15 protein-coding genes and 2 tRNA genes are annotated in these 14,797 nt (G+C 69.0%); 8 read left to right on the plus strand and 9 right to left on the minus strand.

Annotated elements, in window-relative coordinates; all coding sequences use genetic code 11:
* The first annotated feature begins 37 nt into the window (after nt 1-37).
* Nucleotides 38-2,200 carry a hypothetical protein gene (locus tag ACGFIS_RS14850; protein ID WP_392911425.1) on the plus strand — a complete coding sequence of 721 codons (2,163 nt, stop codon included), beginning with the start codon at nt 38-40 and terminating at the stop codon, nt 2,198-2,200.
* Nucleotides 2,201-2,273: 73 nt separating this feature from the next.
* Here ACGFIS_RS14850 and ACGFIS_RS14855 read toward each other — a convergent pair whose 3' ends face one another.
* From ACGFIS_RS14855 to ACGFIS_RS14865, 3 genes are read right to left on the minus strand one after another with little or no spacing between them, the layout of a single operon-like run.
* The gene (locus tag ACGFIS_RS14855; protein ID WP_392911427.1) at nt 2,274-3,086 is read right to left on the minus strand and encodes a maleylpyruvate isomerase family mycothiol-dependent enzyme; all 813 of its coding nucleotides are present in this window, start codon (nt 3,084-3,086) and stop codon (nt 2,274-2,276) included.
* The gene (locus ACGFIS_RS14860) at nt 3,083-3,790 is read right to left on the minus strand and encodes a DsbA family protein (RefSeq protein WP_392911429.1); all 708 of its coding nucleotides are present in this window, start codon (nt 3,788-3,790) and stop codon (nt 3,083-3,085) included. Before ACGFIS_RS14860 ends, ACGFIS_RS14855 begins: the two co-directional genes overlap by 4 nt.
* The gene (locus ACGFIS_RS14865; RefSeq protein ID WP_392911431.1) at nt 3,787-4,437 is read right to left on the minus strand and encodes a TetR/AcrR family transcriptional regulator; all 651 of its coding nucleotides are present in this window, start codon (nt 4,435-4,437) and stop codon (nt 3,787-3,789) included. The genes ACGFIS_RS14860 and ACGFIS_RS14865 overlap by 4 nt, the downstream gene beginning before the upstream one ends.
* 76 nt (nt 4,438-4,513) lie before the next feature.
* Here ACGFIS_RS14865 and ACGFIS_RS14870 point away from each other — a divergent pair, with 76 nt between their 5' ends.
* Nucleotides 4,514-5,224: a helix-turn-helix domain-containing protein gene (locus tag ACGFIS_RS14870; RefSeq protein WP_392911433.1), complete on the plus strand. Its 711-nt coding sequence runs from the start codon at nt 4,514-4,516 to the stop codon at nt 5,222-5,224.
* On the opposite strand, the gene ACGFIS_RS14875 is transcribed toward ACGFIS_RS14870, so the two are convergent.
* Together ACGFIS_RS14875 and ACGFIS_RS14880 are read right to left on the minus strand one after the other, a co-directional pair.
* Nucleotides 5,206-5,784, minus strand: a complete 579-nt coding sequence (locus ACGFIS_RS14875; RefSeq protein ID WP_392911435.1) for a dihydrofolate reductase family protein — start codon at nt 5,782-5,784, stop codon at nt 5,206-5,208. The genes ACGFIS_RS14870 and ACGFIS_RS14875 overlap by 19 nt on opposite strands.
* A gap of 223 nt (nt 5,785-6,007) precedes the next feature.
* Nucleotides 6,008-7,525: a DUF4303 domain-containing protein gene (locus ACGFIS_RS14880; RefSeq protein WP_392911437.1), complete on the minus strand. Its 1,518-nt coding sequence runs from the start codon at nt 7,523-7,525 to the stop codon at nt 6,008-6,010.
* A 93-nt stretch (nt 7,526-7,618) separates the two neighbouring features.
* Here ACGFIS_RS14880 and ACGFIS_RS14885 point away from each other — a divergent pair, with 93 nt between their 5' ends.
* The 5 genes from ACGFIS_RS14885 (at nt 7,619) to ACGFIS_RS14905 (ending at nt 11,369) form a co-directional block, all read left to right on the plus strand.
* The gene (locus ACGFIS_RS14885) at nt 7,619-8,311 is read left to right on the plus strand and encodes a class I SAM-dependent methyltransferase (protein ID WP_392911439.1); all 693 of its coding nucleotides are present in this window, start codon (nt 7,619-7,621) and stop codon (nt 8,309-8,311) included.
* A 256-nt stretch (nt 8,312-8,567) separates the two neighbouring features.
* Nucleotides 8,568-8,957 carry a class I SAM-dependent methyltransferase gene (locus tag ACGFIS_RS14890; RefSeq protein WP_392911441.1) on the plus strand — a complete coding sequence of 130 codons (390 nt, stop codon included), beginning with the start codon at nt 8,568-8,570 and terminating at the stop codon, nt 8,955-8,957.
* A 91-nt stretch (nt 8,958-9,048) separates the two neighbouring features.
* Complete coding sequence (locus tag ACGFIS_RS14895; protein WP_392911443.1) at nt 9,049-9,387, plus strand: hypothetical protein; 339 nt, start codon at nt 9,049-9,051, stop codon at nt 9,385-9,387.
* Nucleotides 9,388-9,976: 589 nt separating this feature from the next.
* Nucleotides 9,977-10,627 (plus strand): DUF998 domain-containing protein, encoded by a 651-nt coding sequence (locus ACGFIS_RS14900; RefSeq protein WP_392971116.1) that lies wholly within the window; start codon nt 9,977-9,979, stop codon nt 10,625-10,627.
* A 238-nt stretch (nt 10,628-10,865) separates the two neighbouring features.
* Nucleotides 10,866-11,369, plus strand: coding sequence for a hypothetical protein (locus ACGFIS_RS14905; protein WP_392971119.1), 504 nt, complete (start codon nt 10,866-10,868; stop codon nt 11,367-11,369).
* Between the two features lie 577 nt (nt 11,370-11,946).
* On the opposite strand, the gene ACGFIS_RS14910 is transcribed toward ACGFIS_RS14905, so the two are convergent.
* The 4 genes from ACGFIS_RS14910 to ACGFIS_RS14925 form a co-directional block, all read right to left on the minus strand.
* Nucleotides 11,947-12,276, minus strand: a complete 330-nt coding sequence (locus tag ACGFIS_RS14910; RefSeq protein ID WP_392909809.1) for a helix-turn-helix domain-containing protein — start codon at nt 12,274-12,276, stop codon at nt 11,947-11,949.
* A complete protein-coding gene (locus tag ACGFIS_RS14915) occupies nt 12,273-12,647 on the minus strand; it encodes a type II toxin-antitoxin system RelE/ParE family toxin (protein ID WP_392909811.1) in 375 nt (124 codons plus the stop codon). The genes ACGFIS_RS14910 and ACGFIS_RS14915 overlap by 4 nt, the downstream gene beginning before the upstream one ends.
* 124 nt (nt 12,648-12,771) lie before the next feature.
* A tRNA-Phe gene (locus ACGFIS_RS14920) sits at nt 12,772-12,845 on the minus strand.
* Nucleotides 12,846-12,862: 17 nt separating this feature from the next.
* Nucleotides 12,863-12,940: transfer RNA gene (locus ACGFIS_RS14925), tRNA-Asp, on the minus strand.
* A 203-nt stretch (nt 12,941-13,143) separates the two neighbouring features.
* Here ACGFIS_RS14925 and ACGFIS_RS14930 point away from each other — a divergent pair.
* Nucleotides 13,144-14,790: an adenylate/guanylate cyclase domain-containing protein gene (locus ACGFIS_RS14930; RefSeq protein WP_392910217.1), complete on the plus strand. Its 1,647-nt coding sequence runs from the start codon at nt 13,144-13,146 to the stop codon at nt 14,788-14,790.
* Nucleotides 14,791-14,797: the final 7 nt, after the last annotated feature.

Here is a 14,797-nt window from a genome sequence, read left to right on the forward strand (position 1 = left end):
CGGCTCGGGCCTGGGCGGCGGTCTGGACGGTGCGGGGATGAGCGGAGAACGCGAGGTCGACCGGGCCGCGAAGAGATACGGCCTCAAGGCCGTCGGGCGTTTCGCCGTCACCCAGGTCCTGATCGGCATCGGGCTGCTGATGGTCTGGACCTTCCTCTTCGGCGTCCTGGCGGAGGAGGTCGCGGCCACCGGCCGCGCCGCGAGAGGCGAGGGGGTTGCAGGCACGTTCACCGCGCACTCAAGGGTGTGCGGACGAGGCGGATGTTCCTGGTACGGCACGTTCACGACCGACAGCCTCTTTCAGTTCGCCGTCGGGCGAGTTGAGCTGAGGGGCGACGGCGGTCGTTCTTTTCACGCCGGGGAGGCGATTCCCGCCCTCGACGTCGGTTCGGGGAACTTCGTCCACGTGCAGGGCGGATCGCCGGAGTGGGGGCAGCCGGTCAGCATCGGGATCCTCACCGCCATGACCGGAGGCCTCGGGGTGGGGTTGAACGCCATGGTGCTGTGGGGCGTTTACTGGACGCGAGCTTCTCCCGCGTCGCGGAGACGGCAGGCGGGGGAACGCGGCCGCTTCGCGCTGCGCGACCTGGCCGACCCAGACCGGTGGGGCTGGTCCGCGCGGCCCGGTTCCTCCACGATCAGGGTGAAGATGGCCAGGTCCAAGAGGCGGACCCTGGCCGGGGCGGTCGGCCTGCTCACACTGGCGGCGTCACTGCCGCTGTTCGGTCTGATCTGGGTCGAGTTCAACAAGGAGACCACCCAGGCCGAGCTGGCCGCGGGCTCGTGGTCGCTGCTCTTCGCGCTCGTCCTGGGGGGCGTCGCGATCCAGACGCTCAGGCTGGTTCTGGCACGGCCCCGGATGTGGGTGACCGACGATGAGATCGTCATCTGGGACGCGCTGCTGCTGTGGAAGGTGCTGCGGATCCCGCGCACCGCGATCACGGCGGTCCGCTACGGCGACGAGCCGCGGCCGTACCAGGTCGAGGAGGACGTGGCCCAGCTGACACCGTTCCACGAGGAGCTCAACCTCGTCCTTCGGATGCGGGACGACATTTCCCTCCCCGCGCGTCGGCTGAGGTGGGGCAACTGGTTCTGGGTCATGTTGACGCTGAAGGATCTGGATCCGCGGACGGGCATGCCTCAGCGGGGGCATCGGGTCCGCCGGCTGTGCCTTCGGGTGAAGGAGCCCCGCAGGGTGGCCACCGAACTCGACCACTGGCTGGCGGAGGGCGAGACACTCCCGCCGCCGGCGTTGGAGCCGGTCGATCACGCTCATTACGGCACGGTCCGCACACACCGTGGCGTCGGCGGTACCCGCGTCAAGATCAAGGGACGGCTTCCCCGGCCGGTGCTGGCCGAGTTCGGGAATCAGGGCTCCGGGACGCTGCAGGCCTGGCTTCGACGTACCGAGTTCGGCCAGGGAACCCCGGTCGCGGTGTGCGGCCCTGGAGCCCCACCCGCAATGATCGTCCTGGACGACCGGCTGGTATCGGACAAGGCGCTCACGAAGAGGTTCCTGTACGTCGAGTCCCAGGGCCGGTGGACCGTCACGGTCAGCGGACCGGAACGCGCACGCCGGTTCACCGCTTCGGCCACGGGCAGCGGCCCCGAAGTGCTCGACTACCGGGGACCGGCTGGAATCGCCGTCGTGACCTGCCCAGGTGGGCAGCCCCATCAGATCCACTTGCACGGGCCGGACCTGGCCGCGCTCCACGGCTGCGACCCGCTCGCGTCCACCGCCGTGCTCAGCCCGCTACCGGGGAACGAGTCCCCGCCGGGCCGGAGCACATTCGCCGTCCCGGCGCGGGCGGTGATCCAGGTGAGAACCGCGGGGGCGGACTGGCGGATCGACGTGACGCCCCTGGAACAGGCCGACGTGGACGCCCTCGCCCAAGCCGCGGAGCAGGACGCCATCACCGTCCCGCCCACCGGCCACGTCCGCCCGTTCGAGCACTCCATCGCGGGCGACCGAACCGCAGTGGTGCGCTACCTGGGCCCGCCGGGACCTGTGCTGTTCCGCAGCGGAGACGCCTTCGGCCTCCTGCACCTCGACGCCGCCCTGACCCCTTCCCGGACGCTCGCACTCCCGGACGGCGACACCGAGATCCAACTCCGCTCCCGCACACTTCTCCAGATCACCGGAGGCCACGGCGCCTGGTCCCTGGAAGAGACCCACGTCCTCGTAAAGCCTGACTTCTGACGGCCGCTCAGGACGCCGCGAGCGAACATCCGCTCCTGCCGGTAGGCCGCGTCCGGCCGTGGAGCCGCGGCGTTCAGATGGTGAAGGCCAGGTTGTCCACGATGCGGCGGCCCAGCTGCCGGTCGCCGTCCATCTCGACGGCGGCGTGCGTGGTGAGACGACCGCCGCACAGCCGCAGGAACAACGTCGAGGGCAGGTGAAGTGCCGTGGTCGGCGGTTCGGCGCCGGCGGCGGCCAGCCGCGCACGCCCGTCGACCTTGACGGTCATGCTCCGCCGGACGGGTCCGGTGAGGTCGATGAGAACGGTGCTGCCGTCGGGGGCCGCGGCGCGTTTGCCGATGACGTAGCCCATCGAGCGGGCCGCTTCGTCGAGGGCGGCTTCGGCAGCCGGGCCGTCCTCGTTGCCGGGCGTGCCGACGGCGTCGCGGATGTCCTGTTCGTGCATCCAGCAGTCGTAGATCCTGATCTGCATGAACCGGCCGTAGGTCGCCTGGCCGGCGGGGGTCCAGCTCGGCGCGGCGAAGTCCGCCTCGGACATCGCGGCCAGCATCTCGGCCCGGCGGGACGTGATGCCTCGGAACCGCGCCAGCATCGCGGCGGGCTCCTCGCCGCGCATGGCCTCGACCCACTGCTCGTTGACGGCCGCGATGTCGTTGCGTACGTGGGGCAGCGCCTTGACATCGGCGTCGGTGGCGGGCGCCTGCTCACCGGCGAGCATCGACTCGGTCCCGATCAGGTGGGCCACGACGTCGGTCACCCGCCAGCCCGGCAGGCAGGTCGGCCGGATCCAGTCCTGCGGGGAAAGGCCGGTGAGCAGCCGGTCCAAGACCTCCCACTCGCCGACGAGCACGTCGGTCACCTGCTGCTTGCCGGGTTCCTGGGTCATGCCGCACCGCCCGTCCGGGAATCGTCGGGGAACTCGATCGTCTTGCCGCGGTCGATGCTGATCCAGTCACGGCCCGCGAGGTAGGGCTGGAGCGACCGGTGGATCCGCTGCCGCTCCGCGACGCCCTTGGGCCGCTGGATCTCGTACAGGTCGGGGAACTCCAGCATCCCGGTGACGATCTCCCAGAGCCGCACGGCGCGGTCGCCGGCGGGCGGGTCGATCAGTACCGGGCCGAACAGGCACTGGCCGTCGGGGAACACCAGGGTGGGCACGCCGTAGCCGCCGGCGTCCACGACCCGTTGATGATCGGCCAGGACGTCCTCGTGGGTTCCCTCGTCGGCCAGGGCCTCGTCCAATGTCGAGGCGCCGAAGCCCGATTCGTCCAGCAGCCGCCGCGCGACGTCGGGCATGTGCGGCTTGCCGCCCCGTACGTGCAGCTCCGCGCCGATCAGGGAATACCACGCGTCGAGCGCCGCCATGTCGCGGCGTCGCAGCAGCGCGCCGATCCGCATCAGCGACCAGCCGTAGGACCACGGCCGCTCCCAGGGGTGCTTCTTGCCCTCCGCCCGGTTGACCTCTTCCAGGCTGAAGAACCGCCAGCCCACCGTGATTCCGAGCTGGGCGCGGACGTCGCGCAGCCAGACCGAGGTCGCGTAGGCGAACGGGCACATCGGGTCGAAATGGAAATCGACCTCTGCGGTCACAGGTCCTCCCGGAGGTTGGCGGCGATCACCTGGTGCAGCGCCCGGGGAATCTCCGACGCTTCCGACCGGCCCGTCTTGGCCAGAAGGATCATGCCCTGGAACTGGGCCAGGAGGATCTTGGCCAGAAGGCCGGGGTCGACGCCGCCGCGCAGCGCTCCCCGGTCGGCCGCCGCGCGGCACACCACCGCGAGCCGCCGCTCCCACTCGGCGAACACCCCGGCGAGATGCTCACGCAGCCCGTCGTCGGTCGTCGCCAGCTCGGCGGCCAGGTTCCCGAACGGGCAGCCGACGACACGCCCGAACCGGTCCTCGAACCCCGCCTGGATCTCCCCCACCGCGTCGGCCATCGCGTGCAGCCGCGCAGCCACCTCGCCGTGGGCGGACGCCGCCGTCGCGGGGGACGCCGTCGCCCGGGCGGGCACGTCACCGGGGGCCCGCTCAAGCCGGGCCCACAGGGCGGCGGCATGGTGGTCGATGACGGCCTTGGCCAGGTCGGACTTGGCGGGAAAGAAGTGGTAGAAGCTGCCTTTTCGCACGTCAGCGGCCGCGCACAGCTCCTCCACCCCCACGGACTGGTAGCTGCGGGTCAGGAACAACCGTGCGGCGGCCCTCACCAACCGCTCCCGCGCGTCGCTCGTCCGTGGCACCCACCCAAGATGGCCGATAGTTGACCGGTCCGTCAAGAACCTGCCGTGGCTGTTCGACGCGGCGTATCCTGCGTCCGTGGAACTGCGCTTCGGGACGCGCCGGTCCGACTCGCCGTGGGTCGACGCCGTCTGGACCTGCACGAGCGAGCAGGTCACGGAGATGACGTCCGTGGCAGGGGTGCGCTGGGGTCTGGTGTTCTGTGAGCAGGAGGGCCGGGCGCACGCGACCATCACCGGCCCCGAGACCCGGACCGGCATGGCGCCGGTGCCGGAGGGCGCGAACTTCACGGGTATCGAATTCGCGGTGGGCACCTCGTTGCGGGCCGTGCCCACCCCCGCGCTGGTCGACGCGGGCGTCGAACTCCCCGACACCACGCGCCGGACGTTCCGGCTGGACGGCGCACGCTGGGAGACGCCCGGCCCCGACGACGCCGAGGCCCTGGTCGAGCGTCTCGTCCGGGCCGGGATCGTGGTCGGTGACCCGCTCGTCGCCCAGGTGCTGCGGGGTCACCGCCCGGACGTCTCGCCGCGCACGGTCGAACGCCGCTTCCGCGCCGCGACAGGGCTGACACGGGGCGCCATCCGGCAGATCGAGCGGGCCCGCACGGCGGCGGGGTCGCTGGCGGCCGGCGATCCGGCCGCCCTCGTCGTCGCCAAGCTCGACTACTTCGACGAGCCGCACCTGGCCCGGGCGCTGCGCTCCTACGTCGGACGGACCGTCGGGCAGCTGCGCGAGGGCGCCGGCGGCGCGATCGGCCTCGACCTGGATCAGCGCTTGAGGTCGTAGACCAGCTTCAGGATCCCGTTCGGGTAGCTCTCCGACTCCCGGAGCGTCAGCATCTGCTTGTCGCGGTCGGCCCGCCCGAACATGCTCTTCCCGGCACCGAGCAGGACGGGGAAGACGAGCAGGTTGTACTGGTCGATCAGGCCCTCGTCCGACAGCCGCCGCGCCAGTTCCGCGCTCCCGTGGATGAAGATCGCGCCGCCCTCGCTCTCCTTCAGCGCGGCGACGTCCTCGGTCGAGCGCAGGATCGTCGTCGGCCCCCACCCCTCGACAAGGGCGTCGTCGCGCAGCGTGGTCGACACCACGTACTTGGGCAGTTCCTTGTAGTCGGCGTGGTCCTCCGATGCGGGCCAGACCGGCGCGAACGCCTCGTAGCTGCGGCGGCCGAACATCAGCGCCGTCGTGTCGGCGAGCTCCTCGCCCTTCAGCGACCAGGCTTCCGGGACGAACTCGAGATCCTTGAACACCCAGCCGCCGCTGCGGTGCTCCTCATCAGGTCCTCCGCCGGGGGAGTCCACCACGCCGTCGAGCGACATGAAACCGGTGTAGACAAGGTCACGCATAACGCTTTCTCCTCATGGTCGGGCGAGCTGCAGGGTTCACACTAGATCGCAGGCACGGGGCCGTCTTGGACGGAAACGACAGCGGGTCCAGAACGCCTACCAGGACAGCGCCACAGCCCTCCTGCGCGTGGAGGCCGAATGGTGATCATGTCCGGATCGGCCGCGGAGCCGTTCCGGGCGGTCGCCGGAATCGTCTGTCTCCGCATGGTGCTGCGGGCCGGTGTCAGCGGTTCAGCGGCCACACATAGACGGGCGGGCCGGATTCGACGTCACGCCCGGCGGCGGCCAGCCTGTGGTCGTCGAGGAACGCGACGACGGCCATCGATTCCTGCAGGCCGCGCAGATGACGGACATGCCGGCCGGTGCCGGCGTTCCACAGGTGGACGTCGCCGTTGGAGTGCGCGCAGGCAAGCAGGCCGCCGTCCGGCGAGAAGGCCAGATCGCGTAGTTCGTCGTCGTATCCGTCCGCGGGACCGTGGTGCGGTGGTGGCCCGAGGACGGGTCCAGCAGTGAAGCCGTCCGGGGCGCGACGCCACAGGCGGATCCGCCGGGACCGGCATTCTCCCGTGGCCAGGATCTGGCTGTCGGCGGACCAGGCCAGGCGGTGCTCGGTCCCCGATTCGGTGGCGATCAGTTCCTGGCGGGGCGTCCCGTCCGCCGCGTCCACCAGCACGACGCCTCCCAACGCGCGATCGGCGGCCACCGCCAGCAACGCCCCGTCACCGGAGAACCGCAGGCAGGACGCGGCACCCTCCAACCGCCACAGCTCACCTCCGGCGGCCAGGTCGAACGCCCTGACGGAGCCGTCGATGCCGGCGGCCACGGTGGCACCGGACGGCGACAGCGCGATCGTCCAGGCGTTCTCCACAGCCGTGTCGTGACCGGTGCCCTCGGGCAGGCCGATGCGCCGCACCCGCTTGTGGTCGTTCAACAGCACGGTCCGGCCGTCCGATGAGATCACGACCTCCCAGTACGAGGAGTCGTGCCGGGTCGCGAGGAGCTCGTGGTCACCGTCCAGGTCCCAGGCGTACAGTTCCCCGCCGGAGCCGCACGCGACCAGGCGTCCCGCCTCCGCCGCGTACGCCAGCCCGCTGACCTGGTAGGCGCCGGTGGACCCGAGCGTGGCGAAGTCGCCGACCGGTACGGGGATGTCCAGGTCGCGTGCCAGCCGCTCGGCTGCGGCGGGCGGGTTGAGCCGTCGCGCGTTGCCCAGGATGGACCGGTCGCTCTGGTCGCCCTGCAGGACATTGACGACCACCTGTTCGCGGACGGTTCCGGATCCGAACAAGCCCTCGTCGTCCAGCAGGGCCAGGGCACGGAAGCACGCCTCGAACCGCAGGTTCACCTCGTCGTCGAACTCCTCGTCGTCGCGTTCGTCCTTGTCAACCAGCTGCCAGGGGTCGCCCCGGCTCTGCAGCAGTTCCAGCACCCCGTCGAAGTGCTCCTCGCCGAGCATGTGGTGCGGCGAGTCCACCGGAGCCCACCGCAGGGACGCCGCCTCCTCGTCCAGCGGGCGGCCGGACTCCTCGGCGTAATGGCGCGCCACCTGCGCCAGTCCTCCCTCGGACATGCAGGTCGGCAGGACGTAGGCGGCGAACGCGTCGGTGAACAGCGCGAAGCAGTAGAACGAGTCGTCCGGGTGTTTCTCCCTGGCCTCGGTGAAGGCGGCTCGGGCCGCGTCGGCCACTCGCGCCACCAGTTCTTCGACGTCCTCGGCATCCGGGGTGCTCTCGGCGGACATGCCGCGATCATGCCACGAAACGCCATTCGCCGCAGACCGAGCGATGGCCGAGGCCATGCCGCGCTTCATGCGCTGATGGGCCACAATGCCGGAGTGACGCGGTTGCTCGATGATGAGGCGCTGGCGAACTCGTCGGTCGTGGCGAACTGCACGATGAATCGCGAACGGTCCCTCAGCGGCTCCAACGGCTACGGTCGGGAACTCGGTATCGACGTCATGGCCGAGTTGAGCACCCGCGCCAGCACGGTAACGCCCGTACGGTGGCTGGACGTGTGCTGCGGGACCGGACGGGCACCAGCCGAAGCGGCCGGCCTTCTCGCCGATCGCGGCCTGACCGCACAGGCCCAGATCACCGGGCTGGACCTCGTGGACGACTTCGTCTCAAGCAGCTTTCCCCCATTCTTGCGCTTGATCAGCGGCTCGGTATCCCAGTGGATCCCTGACGGCCGCTTCGACCTGATCACTTGCGTCCATGGGCTGCACTACGTGGGCGACAAACTCGGCGTCCTGAGCCGCATCGCATCCTGGCTCACCAGCGACGGGCTCTTCATCGCCAACTTCGACGCCCGCTCGGTCCGCCGTGCGGACGGCACCCCCACCGGACGACGCCTCACCGCCCACCTGCGCACCCAAGGGTTCGCCTACGACTCCGCCCGCCGCCGCATCTCCCGCCGCGGATGCACACAGACCCGGTTCCCGTACCGCTATCTCGGAGCCGACGATCAAGCCGGCCCCAACTACACCGGCCAACCCGCCGTCGACTCGTTCTACGAACCACTCCCATGACCCCCGGCTAATAATCCGTGACGACCCGCACGCCATGAGAAACGAAGCCACCAGGCAGCCGTCGCCTCGGCCTGCCGCACACAACTGCTGCTGTAATGCACTCTCCTGCCGCATACCGCGTACTCGGACCTGAGAAGGGTGCGCGCGATACGGCCGGCAACGAGGTGCGGCCGCACCGGTGCCTGCTGCGGGTGGCTGTGTGCGGGCAGACGGATATCCGTTGGGTCAGGACCTGGCGCGCTGGCACAGTACTGGTGTGGACGACTACGTGGCGATCAACAAAGCCAACTGGGACGAACGGGCCCAGGCACATGCCGATTCCCCCGACTACGAATTCGATCGGTTCATCAACGACCCCGGGCACCTCAGTGGCGTCGTCCGGTTCGACCGCACCCGTCTCGGCGATCTGACCGGGCTGCGTGCCGTGCACCTGCAATGCCACATCGGCACCGACACCGTGTCCCTGGCGCGCCTGGGTGCCACCATGAGCGGCCTGGACTTCTCCGCGGCCGCGCTGCATCAGGCGCGGCGACTGGCCGCCGGCACGGGCAGCACCATCGACTTCCGTCATGCACAGCTCTATGACGCCGTCGAAGTCTTCGGCCGCGAGGGCTTCGATCTGGTCTACACCGGGATCGGTGCCTGATCTGGCTGCCGGACGTGGCGCGATGGGCCCGCGTCGTCGCCGACCTGCTGCGACCGGGTGGCCGATTGTTCATCCGCGAGCGGCCACCCCCATGCTGTTCGCACTGGACGAGACCGCCAGCCCGCCCGGCCTGCGTTACCCCTATTTCGAAACTGCCGAGCCGGTGATCTCCGAGGAGCCCGGGACCTACGTGCAGACCGAGACCATGTTCACCCACACTCTCACCCACGAATGGAACCATGGACTCGGCGAGACCATCACCGCGCTGCTCGCAGCCGGAATGCGGGTGACCGGCCTGACCGAGCACGACAGCGTTCCCTGGCATGCCCTGCCCGGACACATGACCATGGACGAGACCGGCGAATGGCGCCTGAGCCGCCACCCCGAACGGCTGGCCGCCAGCTACACCCTGCAAGCGGTCAAGGAATAGACCCTGAAAGACTCCCCGCGTACGCACAACGCCCTCATCTGCCCCGAAGCGTTCGAGCGCGATGAGCGGAAGTCGTTCGAGCGATGTACATCCGCTTCGAGGCCGGGAACTGAAGCGCCTTTGTCCGCGTTCTGGCTGGTCAGAGCTTGAAGGTGGGCAGGGGCAGGGCCGAACCGCCGACCTTCGGCTGCGATTCATTACGAGTCTCACGAGCAAGATCCACCCGTCCAGACTCGTCCGCAGACCCGTTTGGAAGCCCCGGCGGAGGGTCCTTGGTTCCACCTTCGTCCATGCCCATCCAGATCCGCCGTCAGCACCCGCGTTAGCAAGCCGGAGCACTCCGCGCCGACCAGTTCGGGGTGCTCGTTCGCGCGAACGGCGCGCGAGGTGTGACAGACCGTCTCGCGCGAACGAGTGCCCCGGCTCCAGGAGGGGTCTGGGGAACCACGGGGGTCCCCGGTCACGAACGCTCGACCGTCCGTCGTAGCGACGCGCAGATGCCCGGCCCCCCATCGGCGAACACCGAGGGGCACAGCGACAAAGTCAACCCAGGTTGACACTCGCAATGATGTCAACCTACATTGACATCATGAAGATCCGATCACGGGTGTCATTGTTCTGCGGAGCAATCGCGGGCCCTCTTTTCACCCTCGCCTACCTCGCCGAAGGCGCCACTCGCGCGGGTTACGACCCGCTGCGCCATCCCGTCAGCTCACTTGCTCTCGGCGAGTACGGCTGGATGCAGACCCTCAACTTCTTTGTCGCCGCCGCGCTCACAATCGTGTTCGCCGCGGGCATGCAGCACCTATCCACGCGCTCGACCTGGAAACCGCTTTTGATCGGCCTTTGGGGAAGCGCACTGCTCGGCGCGGGCATCTTCGTGACCGATCCGGTCGGGGGCTATCCGGCCGGGACCTCCGACCGGATCCCAAGCGCCACCACGCATGGCGCCCTTCACGATTACGTCTCACTGACCGGATTCGCCATGCTCACCGCGGCATGCTTCGCATTCGCCCGCCAGGGTACAGCCCGATGGCGGCTCTACTGCGTCCTCAGCGGCGTTGGCTTCGCCGTCACCATGCTCGGCTCCAGCGCTGCCTTCGGTCAGACGGGGGAACTGGGCGACGTGGCCGGATTGTTCCAACGCATTGCCCTAACGACGGCATGGTCCTGGCAGACCATACTGGCGCTGCGCCTTCTCTCTCGCTCACGACGCGGCGAAACAGGACGAGACGGATGACCCCGCACCCGCGGCAGCGCGCCCTTGAAAACGTAGAGAAAGTTCTCATCCGGCGGCCGGGACGGCGGCCTGGGACAGCAGCTCGTCCACGTCCACCCCTGCATGCCGGGCCACGCCTTCACGAGGGTGAGCGTCTGACTCCCCGTGGCCATAAGTGCGGCCATGTCCTCATCGTGACGGCCAACGCGCCTCGACGGCGCGGAGCCCCCTCTCGATCTCCCCGCTACCATGTTCCGGCATGGCTGATCTTTACGAGGTACTGATAGCCGCCGAACTTCGAGGCGATCTACCGGAAGCTGAGATCGCTGAGCTTCGTTGGCATCTCGGGCTGGGGCCACAGCCTGAGGAACTCGCCATCGTGACCGCTTGGTATCCCATCACCGTCGATGAGCATGGCGATCAGCTACCCGAAGATCAATGGAAGTACGACATGTATCCGCTGTTGGCTGAGCGCGGACCTGCCGACGGGAGGGTCGGTGGTGTTGCGTTCTCGGAACTGGCGCGTCGCGAAGACGCGGGGGCCACGAGTTGGGCTTTGACCTCGCGCCAGGTTCTCCACCCTGATGAGCTTGATCTGCTGGGTCCGCTACTCCAGTGGCTCCAGGAACAGGCGACCGGCTACAGAGGCGGCCCTGCTTACTTCAGTTGCCACATGCGTTTCTTTGAGGACGACCTCGTCCTGAGGCCTATCTCTGTCCACGGGGCGGACATCGTGCTCCACGAAATCAAGGTGGTCAAGTAGTCCTGACCAGCAGCGCCGTGGCGCGTTCATCGTAGGGCGTTGCGTCCAAAGGCCGGCGGTTGTGACGCCATGAGGGCTGTCCCCTCTCGTACTCCGTCACCACGGTCCGGAGTTCTCGTTCGCGCGAATGGCGAGACGGTGTGACAGACAGATTCGCGCGAATCGTCACTCCGGCCGGGCCTGGTCGCCTTCCCGTGGGAGGCGGTGCTCGGCGGTGAGAAGCGGTGGGGTGTGGCCTTCCGCGCCGACCGCATCGCCCCGGGTGTGCCGACCTGGCCTAACCAGCAAACCCGTGGGCCCTGGTCGGGAGTCGGTTGATGTTGCGAGCCCCGTCCGCTGTGGTGCATCGTCCCTTGCTGTCAACGACGACGCCCCGGGCCGTGTGGCTCCGGGGCGTTTCTGCTGGTCGTATGGGGTGGGCAGGGGCGGGGTCGAACCGCCGACCTTCCGCTTTTCAGAAGTAGCAACCACCCAGCGGCCACCCCCTCGACCAAGGTCAGACGGTGCCCAACGTGCGCCCATGGTGCTGTCTGGTGGCCATCGTTGCCGTCAGGGTTGCCGTCACCGGTCAGTGCTGTCAGGCGACCTTGATTGAGTGGGGGCCGACGCTGACGGTGATGTCCAGGTGTCCGCCGAGGGCGGTGGCGTAAGCGCGGAGGGTCTCCAGTTCCATGGCTTCGAGGTTGCCGTTTTCGATCTGGGAGACGCGGGACTGGGAGACCCCCAGGATCTGTGCGACCTCGGCCTGCGTCTTGCCGATGGCCTTGCGGAGCTCCTTGAGATGGTGGCCGGCGACGTAGGCGTCCAGTTCGGCGCGAGCCTGGGCCTGGCGCTCGGGGTCGGCCAGCTCGGGGTTGCGGCGGTGTGCTTCGGCCTTGATGTCCTGCCAGCTGCGTCCGGTGCTCATCGTCCGCCCTCCTTGTCCTTCGCTGCCCGGTACTCGGCGTAGCGGGCTTCGGCCAGCGGGATTGCCTCGTCGTACCAGCGTGACCACTGCCCGGCCTTGTCTCCGGCCACCAAGAAGATCGCTGCCCGGTCCGGATCGAAGACGAACAGCATGCGGATCTCCGATCGGCCTCGGCTGCCGGGCCGCAGCTCCTTGAGGTTGCGTAGCTCGCTGTGTTCCAGGGTGTCGACCAGCGGCCGTCCCAGCGTCGGTCCGACCTCGGCCAGCCTGTCGATGGCCTGCTCGATCAAGGCTGCAGTGTCCGTCTCTGATTCACACAGCTTGAGGAACCAGCTCTCGACAGGTTCGAGGATGATGACGTCCCAGGGCACCCCACCAATATAATCTCTAGCTCATACTGAGGAGTCGACCGTCCGCTTCCCGATGACGTCGGTTGCCGTCAAACACAACGCCCCAGGCCACATGGCTCCGGGGCGTTTTCGCTGGTCAATAGTGTGGGCAGGGGCGGGGTCGAACCGCCGACCTTCCGCTTTTCAGGCGGACGCTCGTACCGACTGAGCTACCTGCCCAGGACGCGTGGTGCGCCTGGCGGTCCTGACGGGATTTGAACCCGCGGCCTCCACCTTGACAGGGTGGCGAGCACTCCTAGCTGCTCCACAGGACCTTGCTACTCCGAGCTTAGTGGCTTCGGAGGGATGTCTTGGCGGGTTGCCCCGCGCTTGGCGACGTCCGAGAGCATACGCGATGGCCGAGGTGGTCGCCAACTCGATATCGGGCCGGCGGGTGCGTCGGGGAGGGGGGCGGGGGGTGGGGCGTGGGATGATCCGTCGTGGCGGTTCCTTCCCTCCGGAGGCGCACGTGACCAGCATGCTCGAGATCCGGGTGCGGTGGGTGCTGCTCGTGGTGGTGGGGTCCGCGAATCTGGTCGGATCGCTGGTCGTGCTGTTGTTCGCGACGTTCGTGCTGCCTGATCCGCCGTTGGACGATCGCGACTATGCCCGTCAGGTGAACGCTGTGGCGTTCTTCAGTTATCCCGTGGTCGCGGTGCCTGTGGCGTTGATCGCGGGGTTGTGGCTGTGGCGGCCGGTCGTCAGGCTCGTCCGGGACGGGGGGAACGCCGATCGGGCGCAGCGGCGGGCCGTGTTGCTCGGGCCGCTTCGGTTGACGCTGCTCGTCGGCGGGTTGTGGGTCGCCGGGGCCCTCGGGTGGGCGGTTCTCGACCTCGTGTTGTTCACCGGGCGGCTGGCGGTGAAGACGGGGCTGACGTGTCTGCTGGGGGCGGCCACGACGTGCACGATCGTCTATCTGCTGTCGGAGCGGTTGCTGCGGCCTGCGGCGGCGCTGGTGCTGGCGGCGGAGCGTCCGCGCCGGTTCCGGTTGCCGGGGGTGACGACGCGGGTGATGCTCGCGTGGGCGCTGGGGACGGCGATTCCGGTGTTCGGGCTGATCTGTGTCGCGGTTGCCGCGCTGGCCGCGCCCGACATCAATGTCGTGCAGCTTGCGATCACGATCCTGGGGCTCGGCGGGGTCGCGCTGCTGGCCGGGGTTTATGTCACCTACATGGCGACCCGGGCCATCGCTGATCCGATCAAGGCGGTTCGGAAGGGGATGGCGCGGGTCGAGCGGGGGGATCTCTCCGCGGAGGTCGCCGTGTACGACGCCAGTGAGGTCGGGCAGTTGCAGGCCGGGTTCAACCATATGGTCGCGGGGCTCCGTGAGCATGAGCGGCTGCGTGATCTCTTTGGACGCCATGTGGGGGAGGAGGTCGCCGACCTGGCGCTGGAGCGCGGCGACATCACGCTCGGCGGTGAGACGCGCGAGGTGGCGGTCCTGTTCGTCGATCTCACCGGTTCGACCAGGCTGGCCGACACGCGGAGCCCGGACGAGGTGGTCGGGCTGCTCAACAGGTTCTTCGGTGTCGTGGTGACGGTGGTGGCCGGGCACGGGGGGTGGATCAACAAGTTCGAAGGGGACGCGGCGCTCGCGATCTTCGGGGCGCCGACGCAGGTGGAGGATTCGGCCGGTGCGGCGCTCGGTGCCGCGCGGGAGCTGGCGCTGCGGCTGCGGGTCGAGGTCCCGATGCTGGACGCGGGGATCGGCGTGTCGGCGGGTCCCGTGGTGGCCGGGTACATCGGGACCGAGGAGCGGTTCGAGTACACCGTGATCGGTGATCCGGTGAACGAGGCGGCCAGGCTCAGCGACATGGCGAAGACGACGGCGGGGCGGGTGCTGGCGTCGGCGGCCGTTCTGGAGCTCGCCCACCTCGTCGAGTCGGACGAGTGGGACCTCGGCAGGTCGGTGACGCTGCGTGGCCGGAGCCGTCCGACGCGGCTGGGCACGCCCCGGTCGGCCGCGCTGCCGCCACTTGCGTCCGGTGAGTCGGTGACCGCGAGACCGCCGCCTGTTCGGCGTGTCCGTATTCCGCGTCCGCTGCGGCGGAGCCGGAAGCTGCTGCTCGGCGCGCTGATCCTGTCCAGGGCGGCCAAGGACGCCAAGCAGGACGATGGCGAATAGTCCGTCT

The sequence above is a fragment of the Spirillospora sp. NPDC048824 genome (assembly GCF_043198455.1).
Lineage (GTDB): Bacteria > Actinomycetota > Actinomycetes > Streptosporangiales > Streptosporangiaceae > Spirillospora.